This window comes from Ruegeria sp. BF7, assembly GCF_056538605.1.
The window spans coordinates 70,001-91,318 of record NZ_JBQFTM010000014.1 but is presented as its reverse complement, the minus strand read 5'-3'; the positions used below and the strand labels follow the sequence as shown (position 1 = coordinate 91,318).

The window sequence follows — 21,318 nt, the reverse complement described above, 5'->3', positions numbered from 1 at the left end:
CTAGAGCGAGATCTGCCCCGGCAACAGCGCGGTTTCGGGCGCCTGTTCGATCAACGCCCGCACTTTGGCACAGATCGGGGTCGCCACACCAAACTGCTCGCCAAGGCGAATGATCTCACCTTGCAGGCTGTCAATCTCAGTCGGGCGCCCCGCCATCAGATCATATGACATCGAGGTCCGCGCGCTGGGGTCGATGGTCAGCATCCGCGCCGCGATCCGCGAGAACACCGGCGTCGGCAGCCGCAGGATATGCGGTGTTGCCCACGCAGGCAGCGGTGTGGTCGAAGCCACCGGGTGATCTGCTGCCTTGAGAACCTCCAGAGCTTCGACCATCTGATCCGCCATCAACCGCCGCCAGTTGCGATCCAACAATTGCTCTTTCAACGTCAGCCCCGACAGCGCATTCAAAGCATTGTTGAGATTGATAACCAGCTTGCCCCATTGCACAGCATCAATGTTGTCGCTCTCGATAACCGGCAGGTCGGGGCTGCCGAGCCTATAGCCCAGCGCACCGGGACCGCTTTGAATGACAATCTCGCCCGAGGTCGCACGGTGAAAACACGACGGGTCGGTCGGCACCACGTTAAACGGCACCATCCCGGCCCTAACGTCGTGTTCCGGTAGGGTCGCACGCAGAATACGGGTGTTGTCCATTCCGTTCTGCCAAGACAGGATCGGGGTGTCTAACGGTGCATATTGGGCGATCCGGGCGGCAATTTCAGTTGTCGCGCCAGTCTTGACCGTCACAATCGCGGCCTCTGCGTTGGTCAGACAACTTGGGTTCTCAGTTAAGGTCAACATTCGTGCGGGTACGTGACGGTTCAGGCCAGAATAGTCCGTGACCGTTAGCCCTTTGTTGCGGATCGGGTCCAAAATGCGCGACCGGCCCAGCAGAGTCACGTCATGGCCTGCATTGGCCAGTAAGGCCCCACAAAAGCACCCAATACTACCAGCGCCTGCGATCACAATCTTCATGAAGCCCCTCCCCGGCGCGAAGGATCGCCGGGATCAGCGCCTCAGGCAAGGCCCCCTGACGCTTGGTCAGCGCGCTAATCGTGGCCGAGTGCGCTCCAATTCTTCCGAGATCGGAATGAACTCCAGATCATCCCCCGGAGGCAGGTGGAACGCGCCATTTGCCCAATCGGCGGTTTTCCATTCACGGGTGGCGGCCTCGATCTTTTCCTTCGACGATGACACGAAATTCCACCAGATGTAACGATCCTCGTTCAGCGTCGCGCCACCCAATAGCATGAGCCGCGCGCCCAGAGGTCCGGCTTTGATCGAAAGGCGGTCGCCCGGGCGGAACACCATCATGCGGCCTTCCTCGAACCTGTCACCGGCAATTTCGACCGAGCCCTGCGTGACGTAGACGCCCCGGTCCTCGTGATCGTCCGGCAGGGGGAACGTGACATCCGGGTCAATCTGTACGTCCAGATAAAAGGTCTCGGATAACATCGTGACCGGGCTGGTCTCGCCATAAGCCGAGCCGAGGATAAGACGGGCACTGACTCCGTTGTCTTGAATGTGCGGCAAGGCGGCTTGTTTGTGATGCTCGAAATCGGGGGCCATATCCTCATGCGCCTCTGGCAAGGCGATCCAGGTCTGGATGCCAAACAAGCTGTGCTTTTGGGCGCGCGTTTTCGCACTGGTGCGCTCCGAATGAGTGACGCCACGCCCGGCGACCATCCAGTTGACCTCGCCCGGGTAAATCATCTGATGGGTGCCAAGACTGTCGCGATGTTCGAATTCGCCCTGGTACAGGTAAGTGACGGTGCCCAGACCGATATGCGGATGCGGGCGAACGTCGATGCCGCCATCGGTGATGAACTCGGCAGGCCCCATCTGGTCGAAGAAGATGAATGGACCCACCAGTTGGCGTTTGACAGAAGGCAGCGCGCGGCGCACCTCAAATCCCCCCAGATCGCGGGCGCGCGGGATGATCAATGTCTCAAGCGCTGCGTTTTCCGACAGGCACTCGGGGTTGTGGGTCGGGCTCCAACTCATTCCAACTCTCCTGCGATCAGAGGCTTAAGGTTCATAAATTGGTAATATAGGTCAAATTATTGCCAGAAAACTCGCAAATTTGCACAGCTTGGGTGCATTTCCCTCAGCAATCGGTACTTTATGTAATGCCTAAGGCCATAGCCGGGGGAAGAACGGCCCGTCGATACGATCGCCTTCTCGGTAGCCTGCCGCCTCGAACTGAGCGCGCTCATCTTTTGCCCAATCGCCGCGATACCGGATGATCCCGTCCGGCGCCGTCATCCGCAGGGTAAAGCGCCGAACCGTTTCAGTTGGCGTGACCGAGGACAATCCACCGTGCAACGTGCGCATGTCAAAGAAGATGCAATCGCCCAACTGCATATCCCATTGCAGCAGGTCATAAGCTTTTGGATCGGCGTTGACATCGGGTGGTGGATGATAAGTAAGGCCCGCGACCTCGGTCGGTTCATAGCTTGGATGCCCGTCAGCAAACCGGACCCGCATAAACAGTTTGTCCCATAGGTGCGAGCCCCTGACGAATGCTATCCCGTTCTCCTTGCTCACCGGCTCCAGCGGCAGCCAGAGGACGCACATCGTGCCTTCGAAATCGAAATAGGACAGGTCCTGATGGAACGGCGGGCGCGAGGTTGACCCGGCCTCCCGCAGGAACCAGTTGTCCATCACAAGGTTGATCGAGGATGCGCCCAACAGTTCAGCTGCCAGCGCAGCGCAGGGGGAATGACGCACAAAGTCGGTGAATTGAGGAATTTTATTCCAGGCCCAGTAATCCTCGAAATAGGCCGGGGCGCGCGGGTCTTTGGTATGGCGGGTGAAGTTGTCGGTCGGGTCGGCAAGGTCCGCATCGATCCCGTCGCGCAGCAACGTCAGCCAATGATCCGAAAATTTCGAACGCAGAACAACCGCCCCGTCGCGCTTGAAGGCGGCGATTTCATCGGGTGACACTGTTTGCATCTTGTCCATTGGGCAGCCTTTCGGATCGGTATCGCAAAGATGGCACCGTTTTTTGAGCAGGGTCAAAGAAATTCGCGCGCATCGATCACGGGGACGTGAAGGCTGCCTCGGAAAAGGTGTAAACCGTGCTATCTTTGCGCTGTGGCTCGTCCTAGCCCGTTTGGACGACACCTTGCAGGAGGTTCCGACATGACGAATACACGCTTTACCCGTCGTTCCGTGATCGCCTTCGGCGGTACTATTCTGGCGACCGGCACGACGGGCCTGCTGCTGCCCGCGCGTGCGGCGGGGCCGGCCCCCACGCGGTCAATGCGCGGTGGATCCAACAACTACCGTCCCGGCGCGCCCATCGTTGATCGGATCGGTGGCGGCGGGTTCTGGATGACCGGCACGGTGCGCCGCGCAGGTGATGGAGCCCCCTTGCCCGGCCAGCGCATCCAGATCTGGGCGCACACGACCGAAGGGCACGAACGCGACCCGCAGAGCCACGGCGCAACGCTGACAGATGCGAACGGAGTATTTCGGCTGGAGATGCCGCAAATTGTGCCGGCCTTTGGCCAACCACATGGCCATCTGGCCTATGACAGCGGCGAATTCGAGACCGTGTTCCTGCGGCCGATCATGGCGAGTTCAAAGGACAAGACCCTTGCCGCACATTTCGTCCTGCAACCCGCCTGACCTTTTGTGACCCGCGCCCTGTTGACCTGGACTGTTCTGGCCCTGATCCTGGCGGTTCCGCTGATCGCGGCGGCAAACAGCCCGCTTCTGGCGTGGCGTGACCCGGTCTACATCATCGCGGGGTTTGCCGGCGCAGTCGGAATGGGGTTGCTGTTGGTGCAACCTCTTCTGGCCGGGCGATACCTGCCTGGTCTTTCCCCATTGGCCAGCCGCCAATGGCACCGAAAGGTTGGCATCTCTCTGGTTGCAGCCATCTTCATTCACGTAGGTGGCTTATGGGTCACTAGCCCGCCGGATGTTGTGGACGCTTTGCTGTTTGTCTCGCCCACCCCGTTTTCTGCTTGGGGCGTCATCGCGATGTGGGCGGCCTTTGCGGCCGTTTGTCTGGGACTTTACAGACAACGTCTGAAACTGCGGTTCCGGGTCTGGAGGCTGGGTCATACAGGGCTGGCCGCTGTAACCATAACGGGCAGCGTCGTGCACGCAATGCTGATCGAAGGCACGATGGAGATCATGACCAAAACCGCCCTTTGCGCGCTGGTCTTGTTGGCAAGCGCCCGGACGCTCGCCAAACTGTGTGTCTGGGATGTGCGCAGGCGTTAAACGCCCAGACACCAGCGCATTACCGCCTTTTGCGCATGCAGGCGGTTTTCGGCCTCGTCAAAGATCACCGAGTTCGGCCCGTCCATCACCTCGGATGTAGCCTCTTCCTCTCGGTGCGCGGGCAAACAATGCATGAACAGCGCGTCCGGTTTGGCGTGCGACATCAGCTCGGTGTTTACCTGATACGGGCGCAGCAGGTTGTGGCGGCGTTCCTTGGCCGACTGTGAATCGTGCATCGACACCCAAGTGTCAGCGACCACCAGGTCTGCGTCTTCAACGGCTTTGAACGGATCACGCTCGACTACGATTTTCGAGCCCTTCTTGCGGGCGAAACCCATGAACTCTTCCTCGGGGTCGAACTGCGCCGGGCCGGTGAAGGTCAGGTCAAACCCGAACTGGCCCGCCGCGTGCAGGAACGAGGCGCAGACGTTGTTGCCGTCACCAGTCCAGACAACCTTTTTGCCAGCGATCGGACCGCGGTGTTCCTCGAAGGTCAAAACATCGGCCATGATCTGGCAGGGGTGGGTACGGTCCGTCAGGCCGTTGATCACCGGAACATCCGAGTATTCCGCCATCTCGGTCAGAATGGTTTCGTCAAAGGTCCGGATCATGATCATGTCGACATAACGCGACAACACACGGGCGGTGTCGGCGATGGTTTCGCCGTGGCCCAGTTGCATATCCTTCCCCGACAGTACCATGGTTTGCCCACCCATCTGGCGCACGCCCACGTCAAAGGACACGCGAGTCCGGGTGGAGGGCTTTTCGAAGATCAGCGCAACCATGCGGTCCTTGAGCGGCAGATCATCATCCGGGGCGGCTTTGGGCTGACCCAGTCGGGCCTGCTTCATCTCAGAGGCCTGATCGATCATCGCCCGCAGGTCGCCTGCGTCGGTTTTGTGGATATCGAGAAAATGGTTCATTTCGTTTCGCTTTTGGCTGTCGGGTGGTGGGGTCAGCCCCCCTCACCCAAGGTAATTGGGAACAGATGGAAATCAGGCGGTCGCAAGCTCACCTTCGACCTGAGCAGCAGCCTTGTCGAGGCGGATCATGGCCTGGGCAATGTCATCCTCGGTCAGGGTCAGCGGCGGCAGCAGGCGGATCACATTGTCGGCGGCGGGAACGGTGATGACCTCATTGTCATAGCCCGCGTTCACTACGTCCGTATTGGTTGCCTTACACTTGATACCCAGCATCAGGCCAGTGCCACGTACCTCTTCGAACACCTCAGGGTGGTCAGCGACCAGGCCTTCCAGCTTTTGGCGCAGCAGTCCAGCCTTGCGGTTCACACCTTCCAGAAAGGCCGGTGTGGCGACCTGATCAATCACCGCACAACCGACGGCGCAGCCCAGGGGGTTGCCGCCATAGGTCGAGCCATGGGTGCCCGCCGTCATGCCACTAGCCGCGTCTTCGGTGGCCAGTACCGCGCCAAGCGGAAAGCCGCCGCCGATGCCTTTGGCGACCATCATGATGTCTGGGGTAATCCCCGCCCATTCATGCGCGAACAGCTTGCCGGTCCGGCCGACGCCGCATTGCACCTCGTCCAGGATCAGTAGCAGCCCGTTTTCGTCGCAGATTTGACGCAGGACCTTGAGCTCAGCGTCGGGGACAGGGCGGATACCACCTTCGCCCTGAACCGGTTCTATCAGAATGGCAGCGGTCTTGTCGGTGATGGCATTGGTGACGCCGTCGAGGTCCCCGAACGTGACATGCACGAAACCCGGCAGCAGCGGGCCGAAACCCTTGGTCATCTTCTCGGACCCCGCAGCGGCGATACCGGCAGAGGACCGGCCGTGAAACGAGCCGCTGAAGGTGATAATCTCAACCTTTTCGGGCTGGTCTTTGTCATAGAAATACTTGCGGGCCATTTTCACGGCCAGTTCGCAGGCCTCGGTGCCCGAGTTGGTAAAGAACACCGTGTCCGCAAAGGTATGCTCGACAAGCTTGTCGGCCAGCGCCTGCTGTTGCGGGATCTGATAGAGGTTCGAGACATGCCACAGCGCATGTGCCTGCTCGGTTAATGCGTTGACCAAAGCGGGATGCGCGTGCCCCAGCGCATTCACCGCGATCCCGGCGCCGAGGTCCAGAAAACGTCGGCCATCCGCCTCGGTCAGCCAAGCGCCCTCGCCCTTCACGAATGTCAGGGGCGCACGATTGTAGGTCGGCAGAACGGACGGGATCATCGGATCATCCTTTTCGATAAGTTAAGCCCCGTGAGTGATACACGAAGGCAGGGTTCGTCAACAGATTTGGTGGGGTTTGCGCGGATTTACAGCGCGCAATTGATCAAACGGGCCGGTTACGCGGCAATGCGTCGGCGTCGGAGTCGCAGGATATGTACGTGTTTGATCATGTCGGCGCGTATAGCGATACGGTGACGGTCTGAAAACCCTGAAAATCGCGGCACCCGAAATTTCATACTGAGACGCATGTTTCTTGCTTGCTAATTCCCTGATGCTGGCCCACCGCTAGTGGCATGACGCTCGTACGCCACAACCCTGCCCTTGCGGCCTTGCTGATCGTGATTGCCAGCGCATTCATCGCCGGCACCACACTGCTGGCCAAAGCGCTGGGGACGGATACGCTGGGTCCGGCGCTGCATCCGATGCAGATCAGCCACGGACGGTTTCTGTTTGCCTTTCTGGTGATCGTCAGCGCGGTGGGTATCCTGCGCCCGAAGCTGCGCCGCCCACATTGGGGGCTGCATATCGGGCGGACCAGTTTCGGTTGGGTCGGGATCACGCTGATGTTTGCCTCGGTCGCGTTTATCCCCATTTCTGACGCCACGGCGATTTCCTTTCTGAACCCGGTTTTCGCGATGGTACTGGCGATTCCGTTGCTGAAAGAGGGCGTTGGCCCATGGCGCTGGCTGGCCGCCGCAGTCGCCCTGACCGGAGCGTTGATCCTGCTGCGACCAACGCCTGCCAGTTTCCAGCCCGCGGCCCTACTGGCCCTGACGGCAGCGGTGGTGATCGGGATGGAGCTGATCTTCATCAAGAAACTCTCTAACCGGGAAATCCCGATCCAGATTCTGCTGATCAACAACGCGATAGGGCTAACGATTGCCTCGGTCGCAGTAAGCTTTGTCTTCCAGATGCCCACGCCACAACAATGGGCAGCACTGGTTGGGATTGGCGTGCTGATGGCCTGCGCGCAGGCCTGTTTTGTCAACGGTATGGCGCGCGCGGATGCGTCCTTTGTGGCTCCGATCAGCTATGCCACGCTGATCTTTGCCGCCCTTTACGATTTCGCGGTTTTCGGCGTGATTCCGGATGCGATCAGCCAGATCGGCTCGGCCATCATTCTGATCGGCGGGCTGATCCTGGTGTGGCGCGAAACGCGGCAGCGTCAGGCCTTGAGCCGGTAACCGGTGCGCAGCATCTGCCATGTGATCCCACCGACCGCAAGTGTTGCGCCAGTGCAGACGAACATACCCAACCACGGAGAGCTATCGGACACGCCGATCATCCCATAGCGCAAGCCGTCAATCAGGTAGAATACCGGGTTCAGATGGCTCAGGCTGTTGAGAACAGGAGGCAGCGCCTCGACCGAATAGAAGGTACCCGACAGGAAGGCCAGCGGAGTGACGATGAAGTTTGTGATCGCCGCCATCTGGTCGAACTTGTTGGCGAAGATACCGGCAAAAAGACCCAGAGCCCCCATCAAAGCACCGCCCAGGATCACGAAGATCAGGGAAATCAACGGCTTTTGCGGTGCAATAGACAGGAACACCAAAAACGCCGCCGAAACGACAAAGGCGATCAGGACGCCTCGGGCGATGCCTCCGGCCAAGTAACCAAGCAGAATCTCCAACGGCGACAACGGCGGCATCAGAGTATCGACGATATTCCCCTGAACCTTGGCGATGATGATTGAGGATGAGGTGTTGGCAAAGGCATTCTGGATCACTGTCATCATCATGATCCCCGGCGCCAGAAACAGGATAAACGGCACGCCCATCACGTCGGGTCGCCCCGGTCCAATGGCGATTGTGAAGATCAGCAGGAACAAACCTGCCGTTACCAGCGGTGCCAGCAGGGTCTGTGTCCAGACCGCCAGAAACCGCAGGGTTTCACGTTTGGCCAGCGTGTAGAGGCCCATCCAGTTGACCGCCCCAAACCGGCGCGCGTCCTGATCCATAAGATTCTGCATGTCTGCCCCATAGCTGATTCGAAGACCGCTTGTAACTCGGCCCGCAGTGATTAAAATAGGTCGCTGAGACGAATTCCCAAGGCGGCCCGAATCCGGGGCCGCTTTCCGCTTTTGAAAGGCAACCGATGTCCTGGACTGACGAGCGCGTAGAACTTCTGAAGAAAATGTGGGGCGAGGGCCAGTCGGCTAGCCAGATCGCCAAGGAACTGGGCGGTGTGACCCGCAACGCCGTGATCGGCAAAGTGCACCGTCTGGGCCTGTCGAACCGCGCAACCGGTGCCGCCCCGGCCAAAGCCGAACCCAAAGAAAAACCGGCACCCGCCCCTAAGGCCGAAGCCAAGCCGAAACCTGCACCCAAAACCGAACCCGCCCGCCCGGCCCCAACCCCGGCGGCCGAGGCGAAACCCGCAGTCCCCGCCCGCCGCCAGATCATCCCGGCAGGCCAACCGCTGCCGCCACAGCCCTCGGCCAATGAAATCAGCCCCGAGGCTCTGGCCAAGGTCAACGAGATCGAAAAGAAAGCCAAGAAGCTGACGCTCATGGAGTTGACCGAGAAGACCTGCAAGTGGCCCGTCGGCGACCCCGCAACCGAGGATTTCTGGTTCTGCGGCCTGCCCGTTGAAGCCGGTAAGCCCTATTGCGAGGCGCATGTGGGCGTGGCCTTCCAACCCATGAGCTCGCGCCGCGACCGCCGCCGGTAAGCTTGATCTGACAAATAGGCTGGCCGCTCGCCCAATGGCGGGCGACCAACCTTACCACTATGTTTTCTTTACAAGATTTTTTCAGATTCAGTTCAGATTGAATCCTAAATACTATTTCTGCGGCTACGCTGCCCTTATCTTTTTGGCATCTTTCCAGCCATTTGTCGGGCGACACATAGTATTGCCATTCATCGACAGCTAAGTCATTGATTTTGAGTCATTCGATTTTTGATGGGCGCACGGGTTTTGCCATTTGCGACTCAAGGGTTTTCCGTCAGGCTGAAACCATCGCAAAGCGGCAATTGCCCTTCTGTTTAACAGATACGGGCAAAAGCCGTATGCACAGGCGGATCGCACGCTCTAAATTGCTTTAGGTTGCAACGTGCGAAACATCCCTGTCTGGCGAATAGATGTCGAGAATGTTCCAATGCCCGGTTGTTGGTGTCGGGTTGTTGATCATTGGGACGTCAAGAACGGTTGGTTTGCCGCTGGCGATCGCTGCTTCTAATGCGGGCAACAATTCATCAGCAGCACTGAGCCTGTGCCCTTCTGCACCGTAAGCTCGTGCAATGTCTGCATAACCCGGTCCGTTTGCAGGAGCTGCCGCTGATCCAGGGAACGTTGTTCCATAAGTCAGACCGTAGTGCGCCTTTTGAAGACCCGCGATAGTGCCGAAGGCGTTGTTGTTCATAACCAGCCAGATGATGCCCAGATCAAGTTCGACAGCCGTTGCCAGCATTGACGGGTTCTGACCGAAACCGCCATCGCCAACCAGGCTGATCACCACACGTTCAGGTGCTGCCAGCTTCGCGCCGATCGCGCCCGGCGGGCCAAATCCCATCGTCGCGAACCCGCCCGGGGTCAGTATTGAGCCGGGTGTCAGGATATCGAATTGCTGTCCGACACCGTTCTTGTTCCACCCAACGTCCGTGGTGATGATGGCATCCTCAGGCAGTGCCTTGCGGGTATCCGCCAGAATACGCTCGGGCATCATCGGAAAGGCTGCTGAGGTCGCCATTTCCACGTTGTGCGCTTTGAATTCCGTCCGGAAGTCAGCGATCTCCTGCTCCAGCGTGGGGTGCTTGAAGCCGTCCGGATACATCTCGCGGGCCACCCGATTGAGTACACAAAGCGCGGCCTTGGCGTCCGCAACGACGCCGATCTCGGTGGGGTAGTTCCGACCGATCTCTTGCGGCTCAATGTCGATGTGAATGACCTTGGAACCGGGAATGTTGAACGTGTAACCGGGATACCAGCTGGAGCAATCGGCCTCTTTGAACCTTGTGCCTACGGCAAAGATATAGTCCGCGTTCAGGCAGGATTGGTTGACCAGTTCTGTGCCCCAAAAGCCAGTCATTCCCAGCACAAGCGGATGGTCGTCCCGCAACGCGCCCTTGCCCATCAGTGAATGCGCGACGGGCAGCCCCATATGTTCAACGAATTCGCGCAATTCCTCACTGGCTTGTGCCAAAAGGATACCTCCACCGACATAAGCAACCGGGTTTCCGGCCCGCGCCAGCGCCTCAATGATTTCATGCGCGGTTTCATCATCAATCGACGGTTTCTTGATCGCGCGCGTGTTGTCGCGGATACGGTCGAAGCTGTCCGAGGGGATCACTTCGGAGAAGATATCCATCGGCACATTGACCAGCACCGGTCCTGGCTGGCCGCTTTCGGCAAGATGAAACGCCTTTTCCAGAATTTCGGCCATCAAGTCTGCACGGTCTACCCGCCAGGCACGTTTGACGAAGGGGCGATAGATCTCCCACTGGGCAGCGTCCGCGTGCAGGTTCACCTCCTGATGCGGATGCTTGCCGTAGTAATGCGTGGGAATGTCACCTGCGATCACAACCATGGGGATACAGTCCAGTGCGGCGTTGGCGACCCCGGTGGCGCAGTTTGTCAAACCTGGGGAGAGGTGAGACAAGACCACCGAGGCCTTGCCCGTCACGCGGGCATATGCATCCGCCGCGTGGCTGGCTATTTGTTCGTGCCGCACGGTGACAAAATCGATGGGGCTTTCCGCCAGCGCGGCCAGAACCGCGATATTCGTGTGGCCGCATAGACCGAAAACATGCTTGATCTCACGGCGTTCGAGAAAACCAACGATATGCTCGGCAACCGTCTTGCCGTCTAGTTTCGCTCCGTCCATCACGCGACCTCCTGTCCGTAGAATTCACCGAACAGGTCCGGCTCCGAAGGGCGATCCTCGGGGATCGGACGGCTGACCCAGGTGTAGTTCATCATATGTTTCATTGTGACGTTTTCATTGGTGATGTTGCCGCCCCAGATGCCGCAACCAAGGCTGCTGGTCATAGGCATGCCATTAGTCCAGGCACCCGCATTGGCCTTGGACTGAGGCTGTCGCACCATCATGCGGCTGACCGGAGCCAGGCGCGCCAGCCGGTCGATATGATCGTCATTGTGGCTGTAGATGCCGCAGGAATGGCCTTTGCCGCCCGTGTTATAGATCTGACTGACCGTTTCCAGCGCGTCATCGAATGTATCGAAGTGATAAAGCGCCATCAGAGTGGTCAGTTTTTCCTTTGAGAACTTATGCTGCGGGCCGATTTGCCCCTGATTTTCAACCATCAGAAACTTGCGGTCTTCGGGGATGCTAAAACCGGCGACCTTGGCCGTTTGCTGAGGCGGACAGGCGATTGTCGGGAACGTACGGTTTCCCTTTTCGTCCCACATGGCCGCTTCGAGCATGGCCTTCTCTTCATCCGAACACAGGTAGCCGCCCTCGGCTTGAAGCGCCTTGACCATATCGTCGTAAACTGAGCGCTGGATGATGATGTTGCCGTCGGCCGAGCAGCCCGACCCAAAGTCGGAGGTCTTTGAAATGCGAGTGTTCTGCGCGGCGATATCCAAGTCGGCTGTGTCATCGATGACAATGGATGAATTGCCCGCGCCGACACCATAGGCTGGACGCCCTGAACTGTACGCCGCTTTGACCATGGGTTTGCCGCCCGTCGCCAAAGTCAGGTCGCAGATCTCCATCAGATGTTGCGTCAATGGGATCGACGGTTTGCGAATGGATTGAAACAAGTCCTCGGGGGCACCGGCAGCACGACAAGCTGCACGCATGACCTCGACCATTTCAAAGGTCGTATGAGCGGTTCGCGGATGCGGGCTGAAGATAACGGCATTCCGGGCGTTTGCGGCGGAAACACCGGTCACCGGTGGTGTCATTGCTGGATTGGTCATCGGGATAAGGGAGGCGATCACACCGGCAGGTTTGGCATACTTCACCAGACCTTTTTCCTCATCCACCTCGACGATCCCGGTCGATGGAGTGCGCAGGACATCACGCAGCACCATGTGAATTTTGAAGCGCTTTGCTGGGCGTCCTTCGCGATCTCCGATACCGCTCTCGTCCACGCCTTGCTGGGCCAGACGGGTGAAGGTTTTCTCGTTCCCTGCGTACCATGCAATGGCCTGAGACAGGCGGTCCAGCTTGTCCTGATCCCAATCCTCGATCTCGGCCATGGCAGCGCGGGCGCGCGCCAGCATATCGGCCGCCATGTTGCGGTCGTTTTCAGTGAGCTCTTTGCCCATGATGATCCTCTTGGTGTTTTGGAATTGCTGCATCGGGCACACGACGCTGAGATCGCGCCTTGCCGAATGTTCGTTTGGCGTGGCTGAGACAGCGACGCGCGTGTTCTTCATATCCCAACTCGGCAACGCGGCTTTGGTTGGGCAGTTCGATGGAATAGTCGACGGGCGGCATCCGTTCGATAATGCCGGTGAAATCGATCCAGCCTTCGCCGGGGTACAACCTTGCATCGCGCGCCAGCTGGATCATGCCCTCGCGCGTATCGGCGATGCCGGGCAGGCAATCAGAGATATGCAGGAAGTGAAACAGGCCCGAGGGGACGTGTAGCAACTCTCCCAGATCAACGCGGCTGAGATGCAGATAAAGCGTATCGACCAGAATTCCGCCATTCGGCTGATCGGAGGCACGGACAATATCCAATGCCTCATCCAGAGTGCGCAAGCGAGAGAAGCTCGGGAACTCCAGGTCCACCGTTAAACCGTAGGGCGCTGCCAGTTCACAGGTTTCAGAATAGACGTCGATCAGATAGTCGCGATCATCGCGGGTGTTTGTCCACGCGCTCATGATCATGCGTTTGGCGCCGAGTTCTCCGCCGATCTCCAATGAAGGCTCAAAACTGCGCGGATCGACATCTTCCGTGATGCGCGCAAGTTCGACATCGAGGACTTTCAACCCGGTGGTAGAGAGAGCAGTTTTGGTGGCATGCACCTGTGCCTTGTCGATTGGAGATTGAGTGAATTCACCGGGCACATGCATCGGAATGAATCGGGGGCTGACGGCATCGTAACCGGCCCGCGCGGCGATATAGACCAGCTCGGGCGGCGTACAGCCAATCAGCGTCAGATGCGCCAAGGAATAGAGAGAGGGGCTTGTGCCAGCCTCTTCGGGTTTCACCATGAACGACAGCTCCACGTGTCTGCGAATCTCAATTTCATCATGCGTTATTAAAAATATCTGATATTATATAAATTATCAACTTTTAATACTGAACAGAAAATAGAAACGCCCGAGCAATAGCCCAGGCGTGTTTTACATTTGTGTTGGCAAAGCCTTAGAGAGTGACCCAGTCCCCTCCGGACTGGTGAGAGCGCACAGAGGCATCAATGAATCGGACACCGTCTGCGCCTTGTTCGACACTGGGGTAAGCAAGCCAATCGGCCGGAACGGTAACGCCATCCCAACGCGCGGCCACGGCCATGGCAAATTCCGTATAGAGGTTGGCCCAGGCTTCGATAATCCCTTCGGGGAAGCCACGCGCGGTACGGATCAGACGTTCCGCACCGCGGCCGATGCCGTGCCCGTGACCTCGGCTGATGATACGATCCGGCTCACCAAACCGATTGAACTTCAGCTGCTCCGAATTCTCCAGATCCCACTCCAAGCCCCCTTCGCTGCCGAAGACCCGCAACCGCAACCCGCCCCGGTTTCCGGGGGCAAGGCGCGTTGCCATCAGAGTGCCCGGAACCTCGTTTTGATAGCGGGTGAACATGAATACCGTGTCTTCCAAAGGCTTTGGCGCGCCGCAAACATGAAACTCGGCGCGCAGGTGGGTCATTGGCAGACCCGAGACAAAACTGGCGAGATGCGCGGCATGGGTGCCGATATCACCGACACAGCTGGTCGGACCAGAAATCTTTGGGTCCAGCCGCCACTTTACATGAGGCGCATCGGCCACATCTTCGGGCGTCATCCAGTCTTGCATGAACTCGACGTGGATTTGGTTGATTTTACCGATGCCGCCGTCGGCCACTATCTGCCTCGCCTGCCGGATCACCGGAAAACACGACATCGCATAGCCGACAGCAAAGATGTGCCCCGTGCGCGCGGTAATCTCCTCAAGCCCCTCGGCCTCGGCGACTTCGTTGGTCAGGGGCTTGTCGCACAGCACGTCAATGCCCGCCTCCAGAAAGGCTTTGGCCGCTTCGAAATGAACGTGGTTCGGGGTCGTGATCATGACGACATCTACGCCATCCGGGCGGGACGCCTCGGCCTGTGCCATCTCGTCGAATGACGCATAGCACCTGTCTGGCGGCAGGAACCACTCAGCCCCACGCGCCTTGCTGCGCGCAGCGTCAGAACTGAGCGCGCCTGCGGTGACCTCCCAACGGTCGCTCATCCTCGCTGCCATCGCTTGCGTGACAGAGATCCGCCCTCCGCCAACAACGCCCAGCCGCAAACGGCGAGACAACCGGGGGAAAGGGCCGTCAAAGTTCAGGTCTTCGGGTAAAAGTCTCTCAGCCATTCTGAACCTCCATGTCCGGGACCCGTACGCCTTCTGGCAGCATTTCCACCGCCATGAAGATGCTGGGGGTAATCGTCTCGTATTGATGCCAGGGATAGTTGCCTTCAGCGTCATACACCGGCTTGTGCGTCGTGCCGGGGGCCATGAATTCTTCGAGGTAAAGGGTTTCAACGTCCCGTTCGCGGCATTGCTGCATTTTGCCAAAGCCTACGATTTGCGTATGCACTTCTCGAAACCCCGGTACCGGGCAGAACGGATGATCCTTGTGCAATCCGACATTCAGCGGCACCGAGCCCGAGTGGTACATGGTCAGTCCAACGTTACCCACGAAGACCTTCGGCGACATGTAGTGGCTGACACCGCGCAGACGCTCCTCTTGGCGGACATCAAAAGCCGATGGCCACGTATCTTTGACCCGTTCAAACAAATCGTTGTCATCGGCATGGGTGTCGAAACCGTGGACAATGACTGCACGTTCCAAACCTTTGAGAGAGCTATTTTGCACGATAACAGACGAAAGCGGTGCAACGGCCTGATCCTCGACCGAGAGTTCCAGCCGCCCAAGGTTAAGGACGATGGCGCGACCATCGACGGATATTCTGTCTTCATCACTGATGTGCTGGACGCGAAAGAATGGCTGAGCAAAGTCGAGTGTCTCAATCGGCATGAACCATTTCCTTCCTTTCATCGCTAAGGAAATCGACCGGCAAAAGCTCGGGAGCCGCACAGCGGCTTTCTATCGTCTGATAGGCGCCGAATTTCGGCGCTCGTTCAATCGCGTCCATGACCTCGAAAACGTGGTAGGCAAGCGCTCCACTTGCACGGGGTTGGCGTCCTTCTTGTGCCGCCAGGGCCAGATCCAAAAGGCCGAGCCCGCGGCTGTCCTCATTGAACCCGTGTTTGTTGTCGACCACCTGCCAGTCTTCGCGACCAGTTGGACGAGGCTGATGAGACCAGCGCGAGGTCTCCCGGGTTTTCAGCCAGACAACCCCTTGAAAGATATTGGCACCATGAACCGGGTCAGGATCAGGAATGCTGATGGTGCCGTTTTCACCGTAGATTTCGAACCGCGGAGTTTCGCTGTCCCAGACGTCGAAGCTCATGGTCATCGACCCTACAGCTCCGGATGAGAACTGAAGCAGGCTTAGGGAATGCGTGTCGACCTCAACATCCATCCATTCGCCGTTGCGAGGGCCATTTTCGATCATCCGCTTGTCGAACGTGCGCCGAGCCATTCCGGCGACGCGGTCAACTGGACCAAGGCAGCAAATCATGGCGGTCAGGTAATAGGGGCCAAGATCCAGCAAGGGCCCGCCACCGACCTGGTAGTAGAAATCCGGGTTGGGATGGTGGCGCTCCGTCCCGTGGGTCCCGACATGGGCAAAAACCCCTGTTGGTTTCCCGATAGCGCCTTCATCGATCAAGCGCCGAACGGTTTGCCAACGACCGCCCAGAAACGTGTCGGGTGCGCAACCGACCAGTAGCCCCTTTTCAGTGGCAGTATGCAGGATCGCTTTTCCATCCGATCGGTTCATGACCAGTGGCTTTTCGGAATATACGTGCTTGCCCGCCTCTAACGCACGCAGGCTGATTTCGGCATGCGCCGCCGGAATTGTCAGGTTCAGAACACAGTCGATTGTCGGATCGTCGAACACCTCATCCGGCGTGCAGACCTTGGCGATGCCGTATTGATCCGCCTTGGCGCGGCTTTCTGATGGATCGAGGCTTGCACAAGCCGCAACCTCGATGTTCGAAAATTTGGATAGTGTTTTTAAATAGATATCGCTGATACGACCACAGCCGATAAGGCCGACCCGGAAGGATTTCGATGTCTCACGTGTCATCATTCCTGTCTTCGTAGAGGGGTAAGTAATTCGGGGGCATCGGTCCTTTGTTCCGACCGCCCTGCCCCATCTGCTCCCAGGCGTGGGCGAGTATTCCGACCGAGCGGGACAGGCAAAACAACCCTCGCGACAAGGGCGCAGGAAAGCCAAGTTCGCAGAAGATCACAGCTGTCGCGCCATCGATATTCATGGCAATAGGTCGACCTCCGCGTTGACGACCGAGTTCGGCCTGAACCTCTTCTCCGACATCGGCAAACCGACCAGAAACTGTGCTTTCTGCCGCCGCATCACGAACAAGTTGCATCAATCGTGGTGCACGTGGGTCAACAGGCTTGTGAAACCTGTGACCAAAGCCAGATACGATCTTGCCGTGGGTCTCGCGCCAGCTGTCCAGACCGTCCTTCACAGCGTCATTCAACGATGCTCCGCAATCCATGCGAGCCGAGATATCATAGTACAGCTCTGCGCACTGCTCTCCTGCCCCGCCGTGCACGTCTCCCAGCATGTTCACCGCAGTCGCCATCGCATTATTGAGACCTACCCCGCAGGTCGCAGCCATACGCGCCGCCGCGATCGAGGGGGCCTGCGGACCGTGATCCACGCCTGCGACCAAAGCTGCCTCGAAAAGGCGCGCTTGTGCGTCGCTGGGCAGATCGCCCCGCACCATTAGCCAGATCATCTGCGGGAATGAAATGTTCCCGATCAGGTCCTCTATGGCGTTGCCACGAAAAGCGATCTGACCGGGCTTCATGTCGATGATGGAGGTACGCCACCATTGGCGAACGGCGCGCTCATCCATCGTCATGTTTTCATCCAGCACAATCATTGAGTCTGCACCTCTTTGAGCGTCTGGGTTTTGCTTTGCGCAGCGAGGCGAATGGGTGCATTGCGCGCACCGTAACCGGCATAGCCCATACGGCGTTCAACAATTTCGAAGAAGAAGCCGTTGAAGATGGGGCGGCTGTAGATCTGAAAATACTCAGCACCCGCTGCCCGATCATAGAGGATGTTACCCCGTTGCAATTGGGCGATCAGATCGTCATCCAATCCGAAAGTCGCTTGCAGATCAGCATAGTAGTTTTCAGGGATGGACAGGCTGGGAAAGCCGGACTTGAGCAACTGGGCTGAGGTTTCAAAAATATCATCCGACTGGAAAGCGATATGCTGAACACCGGCCCCAAATCCATCGTCAAGAAATGACGCTGCCAAAGTTCGACGCCCAACTGCCCCATTCAGATTCAGGCGCACTTCGCCCTCCGGGCTTTCGATAGCTTGACTTTGCACAACACCTGACGGGTCGGCGACGTTCACGATAGGGGATTTTGCCATCTCAAACGTCGAAATGTAGTAGAGCAGCCAGCTTTGCATCTCATCGTGACGCATCGTCTGGGCCAGATGATCGATACGGCGCAGACCGGCAGGCTGGGTCGCTTTGGTTTTTGCTACCGGTTCAAATTCGATATCCCATACCCGGTGCAGATCGGATTTCTCATCGATGAAATGGACAACATTGCCGCCGACACCACGGATGGCCGGGATATCCAGCTCTCCGGTCCCCACCGGTTGTGAGAAATCCGGTGCGCCCAACGCGGTGGCGCGCCGAACCGTCTGATCCGCATCTTTGACACGCAACCCCATGTCACAAACGGAGGGGCCGTGACCCAGGAACGCCGAATGGGCAAAGCCTTCCTTTTCGGTATTCACAACGATGTTTATCGCGCCCTGCCGCCACAACTCGACGGACTTGCTCACATGCTTTCGCTCCATTCGAAAACACATTGCTGACAACATATCTGCCAGCTGCGCGCCGCTTGTTTCGTCGGCTGTAAATTCGACGAACTCAAAGCCTGACGCATAGACGCGTTCCGGTAGGCCCGGGATGCCGAAATCGGTTCCCGGCTCGGTCCGGGATACCTCATCCAGGACGTTCACCAGCGACCTGTAGCTGTCTCGGGCCAGTGTTCGGCCACCGGGTTGAGGAGCTGCTTCGTTGACGCGCGCAATGGACCAAGGCCCCTTGTACCCAGCGCGGGACAACACCCGCACAAATCCCGCAAGGTTCAGCGACCCAAGCCCCGGAAGAAGCCCAAAGTGCCGCTTGAGCCGACGTATATCCATCTCAAGCCGGGGTGCATCGGACAGTTGCACATGGAACAGCCGCTCTCCGGGAATGCCCCGAAGGCGGGCTGGTTTGGACCCGTCGGCAAGCGAGAAGAAGGAGTTCAAGGCCAGCCCCAAATGAGGGCTGTCGATTGCTTCAACGACGCCTAACGCCTGCTCATCCGAATGAATAAGATCCGACCATGGCAAGCCCATATAGGCCAGACGCAACCCCATCTCTTTCGCGATCTGGGCCGCCTCGCCAAGATCTGCGATTACCTGTTCTTCGGTCGCAGCGGCATCGACCTCGAACGCAGACCCGATGAGCAGTAGTTCCGTTCCCAACTCACTCATCAGGTCGAGTTTGCGCTTCAGTCGATCAAAGGCGCGCTCACGTCCGGCATCGGGCTGGCCTTCAAGGTTATGGAAGGGTTGTAGCAGGCAAATCTTCAGGCCGAGGTCCGACGCAATATCGCGGATGTGCGAAGGCGGCCCGTCAAACGCGGTCAGGTCAGGTTCGTGCAACTCGACGCCCCCGAATCCCGCTTCAGCGATAGCACTTAGTTTTTCGGCCAGATCACCGGGGATCGACGTTGTCGAAACCGAGAGGCACATTATCCCTGATATCCAAACATACGCGGCAACCACAGGACCAGATCCGGCATCAGCATCATTATCACTAGAGCGAAGATGAGAACCGCGAGGAAGGCCCAGATTTCCGAGATGATTTCACGCAGCGGAATGTCCGTTACGGCGTTGATCACAAAGAGTAGAATGCCATAGGGAGGCGTGATCAGACCGATCATCGAGTTCACGACAACCAACACCCCGAAATGCACCAGATCAATCCCGAGCGCTTCGCAGGTCGGAATGAACAGGGGCACAATCACCAGGATGATCGTTGTTGCGTCTAACACGCATCCCAGCGCGAGGATCAGCAGGTTAACCAGGATTAGGAACACAATCGGGCTGACATCAGAACCTTCCAGCAAGGCCGAGATCGACTGTGGAATCTGCTCCTGAATGACGATGAAGTTCAGAATGAACGCGCCACCGATGACTACCCCAACGGCTGCCGACGAACGGGCACTGTCAACGAAGACCTGATAGAGACCACGGAACGACAGGGCGCGATAGAAGAACGCTGCCAGCAGCAGGGCATAGAATGCGGCCACCGCGGCGGCCTCGGTCGGTGTAGTGACACCCCCGTAGATGCCATAGAGCAGGATCGCAGGCATCAACAGCGCCGGAAACGCGTTGGCGGTTTTTGCGGGCAACTCGCGCAGAGGAATGGGTTCTTCCAGGGCAAAGTTTCGCTTTCCAGCCAGATAGTAGTTCATCGCCATCAGAACGACGCCCATGATCAGGCCCGGCAGAATACCAGCAAGGAACAACGACCCGATAGACGCCTTTGAGACCAGCGCATAAAGAACCATCGGGATCGAGGGCGGAATTATCGGACCAATCGTCGCCGACGCCGCAGTGATTGCGGCTGCATAGCCCCGGCTGTAACGGCCATCTTTGGTCATCATCTCAATGATAATCTTGCCGATGCCTGCCGCGTCCGCGACTGCAGAGCCGGACATGCCGGAAAATATCAGCGACGCGACCACGTTGACGTGACCGAGGCCACCCTTGAACCGCCCGACCGCAGCGACGCAAAAGTTTAGAAGACGGTCCGTGATCGACCCCGCGTTCATGATATTTGCAGCGACGATGAACAATGGCACGGCAAGCAGGATCGTGCTTTTGTAGAATCCTTGCAGGATTTTTTCACCCGCCAGCGCAACGTCCAGACCAGCGACGCCCAGATACATCAGTGACGCCAAAAGGATGGAATAGCCGATAGGGGTCCCGATGCCTGCCAGAACAAAGAGTGTGAGCAGGCAGGAAAGAAGTTCGAAACTCATTTTCTTGCGCCCTCGTCTTCTTCCACGTCAACGCGGGGATGTTCGTCGACCACGTTGTATCCCACGACCATTTCAAGTTCAGTTTTTGGTGGGCCGTTGCGCATGATGTCAAAGAATAACCAAGCATACCGCGCGGCAACGACTAGCATGAACACGGCATAGATCGAAAACACGGTGCGCAGCGGTATCTTCTCGCCCGAGAAGGGATTGCGAACCGTCGCGGTCTTGCGGATTTTCATCCAGTCGATGTAGTCCCACGTCGGTAGGAAACTGTAGAGCATCCCGACCACGATTGCCGCAGCCGCGAGCATCGCAAAGACCTGACGGACGCGCCGGGGCACAGACAGATAGATAATGTCGAACTTTACGTGATCCCTCTCGCGCACGATGAAGGCGCAGCTGAAGAAGATCACCCAGACCCAAAGAATGCCGATAAGTTCAAGAGTCCAACCGGCGGGCGTAAAGAAGTACCGCAGAAGAATTTGCAGAAGGAAGATCAGGAAGATTGCCGCCAGCATCCCGCCGGCAATCGCTTCGGTCAGTCGGGAGAACCCCTTTATGAAGCCTTTCATTG

20 protein-coding genes are annotated in these 21,318 nt (G+C 58.1%); 4 read left to right on the top strand and 16 right to left on the bottom strand.

Features of this window, described 5'->3' with window-relative positions:
* From ACR0IK_RS20375 to ACR0IK_RS20365, 3 genes are all read right to left on the bottom strand, one after another.
* The gene (locus tag ACR0IK_RS20375) at positions 1-975 is read right to left on the bottom strand and encodes a 2-dehydropantoate 2-reductase (protein WP_480593855.1); all 975 of its coding nucleotides are present in this window, start codon (positions 973-975) and stop codon (positions 1-3) included.
* 66 nt (positions 976-1,041) lie between these two features.
* Positions 1,042-2,004, bottom strand: coding sequence for a pirin family protein (locus tag ACR0IK_RS20370; protein WP_480593856.1), 963 nt, complete (start codon positions 2,002-2,004; stop codon positions 1,042-1,044).
* A gap of 129 nt (positions 2,005-2,133) precedes the next feature.
* A complete protein-coding gene (locus ACR0IK_RS20365) occupies positions 2,134-2,964 on the bottom strand; it encodes a phytanoyl-CoA dioxygenase family protein (protein WP_480642986.1) in 831 nt (276 codons plus the stop codon).
* Between the two features lie 180 nt (positions 2,965-3,144).
* On the opposite strand from ACR0IK_RS20365, the gene ACR0IK_RS20360 reads away from it, so the two are divergent.
* Both ACR0IK_RS20360 and ACR0IK_RS20355 read left to right on the top strand, forming a co-directional pair.
* On the top strand, positions 3,145-3,633 hold the full coding sequence (locus tag ACR0IK_RS20360; RefSeq protein ID WP_480593858.1) for a twin-arginine translocation pathway signal: 489 nt from the start codon (positions 3,145-3,147) through the stop codon (positions 3,631-3,633).
* A gap of 6 nt (positions 3,634-3,639) precedes the next feature.
* Positions 3,640-4,236, top strand: coding sequence for a ferric reductase-like transmembrane domain-containing protein (locus tag ACR0IK_RS20355; protein WP_480642985.1), 597 nt, complete (start codon positions 3,640-3,642; stop codon positions 4,234-4,236).
* Here ACR0IK_RS20355 and argF read toward each other — a convergent pair.
* Positions 4,233-5,159: an ornithine carbamoyltransferase gene (gene argF, locus ACR0IK_RS20350; RefSeq protein WP_480593860.1), complete on the bottom strand. Its 927-nt coding sequence runs from the start codon at positions 5,157-5,159 to the stop codon at positions 4,233-4,235. The genes ACR0IK_RS20355 and argF overlap by 4 nt on opposite strands.
* A 72-nt stretch (positions 5,160-5,231) precedes the next feature.
* Positions 5,232-6,419: an acetylornithine transaminase gene (locus ACR0IK_RS20345; protein WP_480642984.1), complete on the bottom strand. Its 1,188-nt coding sequence runs from the start codon at positions 6,417-6,419 to the stop codon at positions 5,232-5,234.
* 293 nt (positions 6,420-6,712) lie between these two features.
* Between ACR0IK_RS20345 and ACR0IK_RS20340 the strand changes: the two genes are divergently transcribed.
* Positions 6,713-7,603, top strand: coding sequence for a DMT family transporter (locus ACR0IK_RS20340; RefSeq protein ID WP_480593862.1), 891 nt, complete (start codon positions 6,713-6,715; stop codon positions 7,601-7,603).
* Here the strand turns inward: ACR0IK_RS20340 and ACR0IK_RS20335 are convergent.
* Positions 7,585-8,388: an ABC transporter permease gene (locus tag ACR0IK_RS20335; RefSeq protein WP_480642983.1), complete on the bottom strand. Its 804-nt coding sequence runs from the start codon at positions 8,386-8,388 to the stop codon at positions 7,585-7,587. The two genes, ACR0IK_RS20340 and ACR0IK_RS20335, sit on opposite strands and share 19 nt — an antisense overlap.
* A 125-nt stretch (positions 8,389-8,513) precedes the next feature.
* On the opposite strand from ACR0IK_RS20335, the gene ACR0IK_RS20330 reads away from it, so the two are divergent.
* Positions 8,514-9,089: a GcrA family cell cycle regulator gene (locus ACR0IK_RS20330; protein WP_480593864.1), complete on the top strand. Its 576-nt coding sequence runs from the start codon at positions 8,514-8,516 to the stop codon at positions 9,087-9,089.
* A gap of 370 nt (positions 9,090-9,459) precedes the next feature.
* On the opposite strand, the gene ACR0IK_RS20325 is transcribed toward ACR0IK_RS20330, so the two are convergent.
* The 10 genes from ACR0IK_RS20325 to ACR0IK_RS20280 form a co-directional block, all read right to left on the bottom strand.
* Positions 9,460-11,241: a thiamine pyrophosphate-binding protein gene (locus ACR0IK_RS20325; RefSeq protein WP_480642982.1), complete on the bottom strand. Its 1,782-nt coding sequence runs from the start codon at positions 11,239-11,241 to the stop codon at positions 9,460-9,462.
* Positions 11,241-12,650, bottom strand: a complete 1,410-nt coding sequence (locus ACR0IK_RS20320; protein WP_480642981.1) for an aldehyde dehydrogenase family protein — start codon at positions 12,648-12,650, stop codon at positions 11,241-11,243. Before ACR0IK_RS20320 ends, ACR0IK_RS20325 begins: the two co-directional genes overlap by 1 nt.
* Positions 12,631-13,545 (bottom strand): sugar phosphate isomerase/epimerase family protein, encoded by a 915-nt coding sequence (locus tag ACR0IK_RS20315; RefSeq protein WP_480593867.1) that lies wholly within the window; start codon positions 13,543-13,545, stop codon positions 12,631-12,633. Before ACR0IK_RS20315 ends, ACR0IK_RS20320 begins: the two co-directional genes overlap by 20 nt.
* Positions 13,546-13,699: 154 nt before the next feature.
* Positions 13,700-14,890: a Gfo/Idh/MocA family protein gene (locus ACR0IK_RS20310; protein ID WP_480642980.1), complete on the bottom strand. Its 1,191-nt coding sequence runs from the start codon at positions 14,888-14,890 to the stop codon at positions 13,700-13,702.
* Positions 14,883-15,557 carry a hypothetical protein gene (locus tag ACR0IK_RS20305; protein ID WP_480642979.1) on the bottom strand — a complete coding sequence of 225 codons (675 nt, stop codon included), beginning with the start codon at positions 15,555-15,557 and terminating at the stop codon, positions 14,883-14,885. The genes ACR0IK_RS20310 and ACR0IK_RS20305 overlap by 8 nt, the downstream gene beginning before the upstream one ends.
* Positions 15,547-16,737, bottom strand: coding sequence for a Gfo/Idh/MocA family protein (locus tag ACR0IK_RS20300; protein ID WP_480642977.1), 1,191 nt, complete (start codon positions 16,735-16,737; stop codon positions 15,547-15,549). Before ACR0IK_RS20300 ends, ACR0IK_RS20305 begins: the two co-directional genes overlap by 11 nt.
* Positions 16,724-17,560, bottom strand: a complete 837-nt coding sequence (locus tag ACR0IK_RS20295) for a citryl-CoA lyase (RefSeq protein ID WP_480593871.1) — start codon at positions 17,558-17,560, stop codon at positions 16,724-16,726. The genes ACR0IK_RS20300 and ACR0IK_RS20295 overlap by 14 nt, the downstream gene beginning before the upstream one ends.
* Complete coding sequence (locus ACR0IK_RS20290; RefSeq protein ID WP_480642976.1) at positions 17,557-19,449, bottom strand: bifunctional sugar phosphate isomerase/epimerase/4-hydroxyphenylpyruvate dioxygenase family protein; 1,893 nt, start codon at positions 19,447-19,449, stop codon at positions 17,557-17,559. Before ACR0IK_RS20290 ends, ACR0IK_RS20295 begins: the two co-directional genes overlap by 4 nt.
* Positions 19,449-20,744, bottom strand: a complete 1,296-nt coding sequence (locus tag ACR0IK_RS20285; RefSeq protein ID WP_010443512.1) for a TRAP transporter large permease — start codon at positions 20,742-20,744, stop codon at positions 19,449-19,451. Before ACR0IK_RS20285 ends, ACR0IK_RS20290 begins: the two co-directional genes overlap by 1 nt.
* Complete coding sequence (locus ACR0IK_RS20280) at positions 20,741-21,316, bottom strand: TRAP transporter small permease (protein WP_480593874.1); 576 nt, start codon at positions 21,314-21,316, stop codon at positions 20,741-20,743. Before ACR0IK_RS20280 ends, ACR0IK_RS20285 begins: the two co-directional genes overlap by 4 nt.
* Between the last annotated feature and the right edge of the window lie 2 nt (positions 21,317-21,318).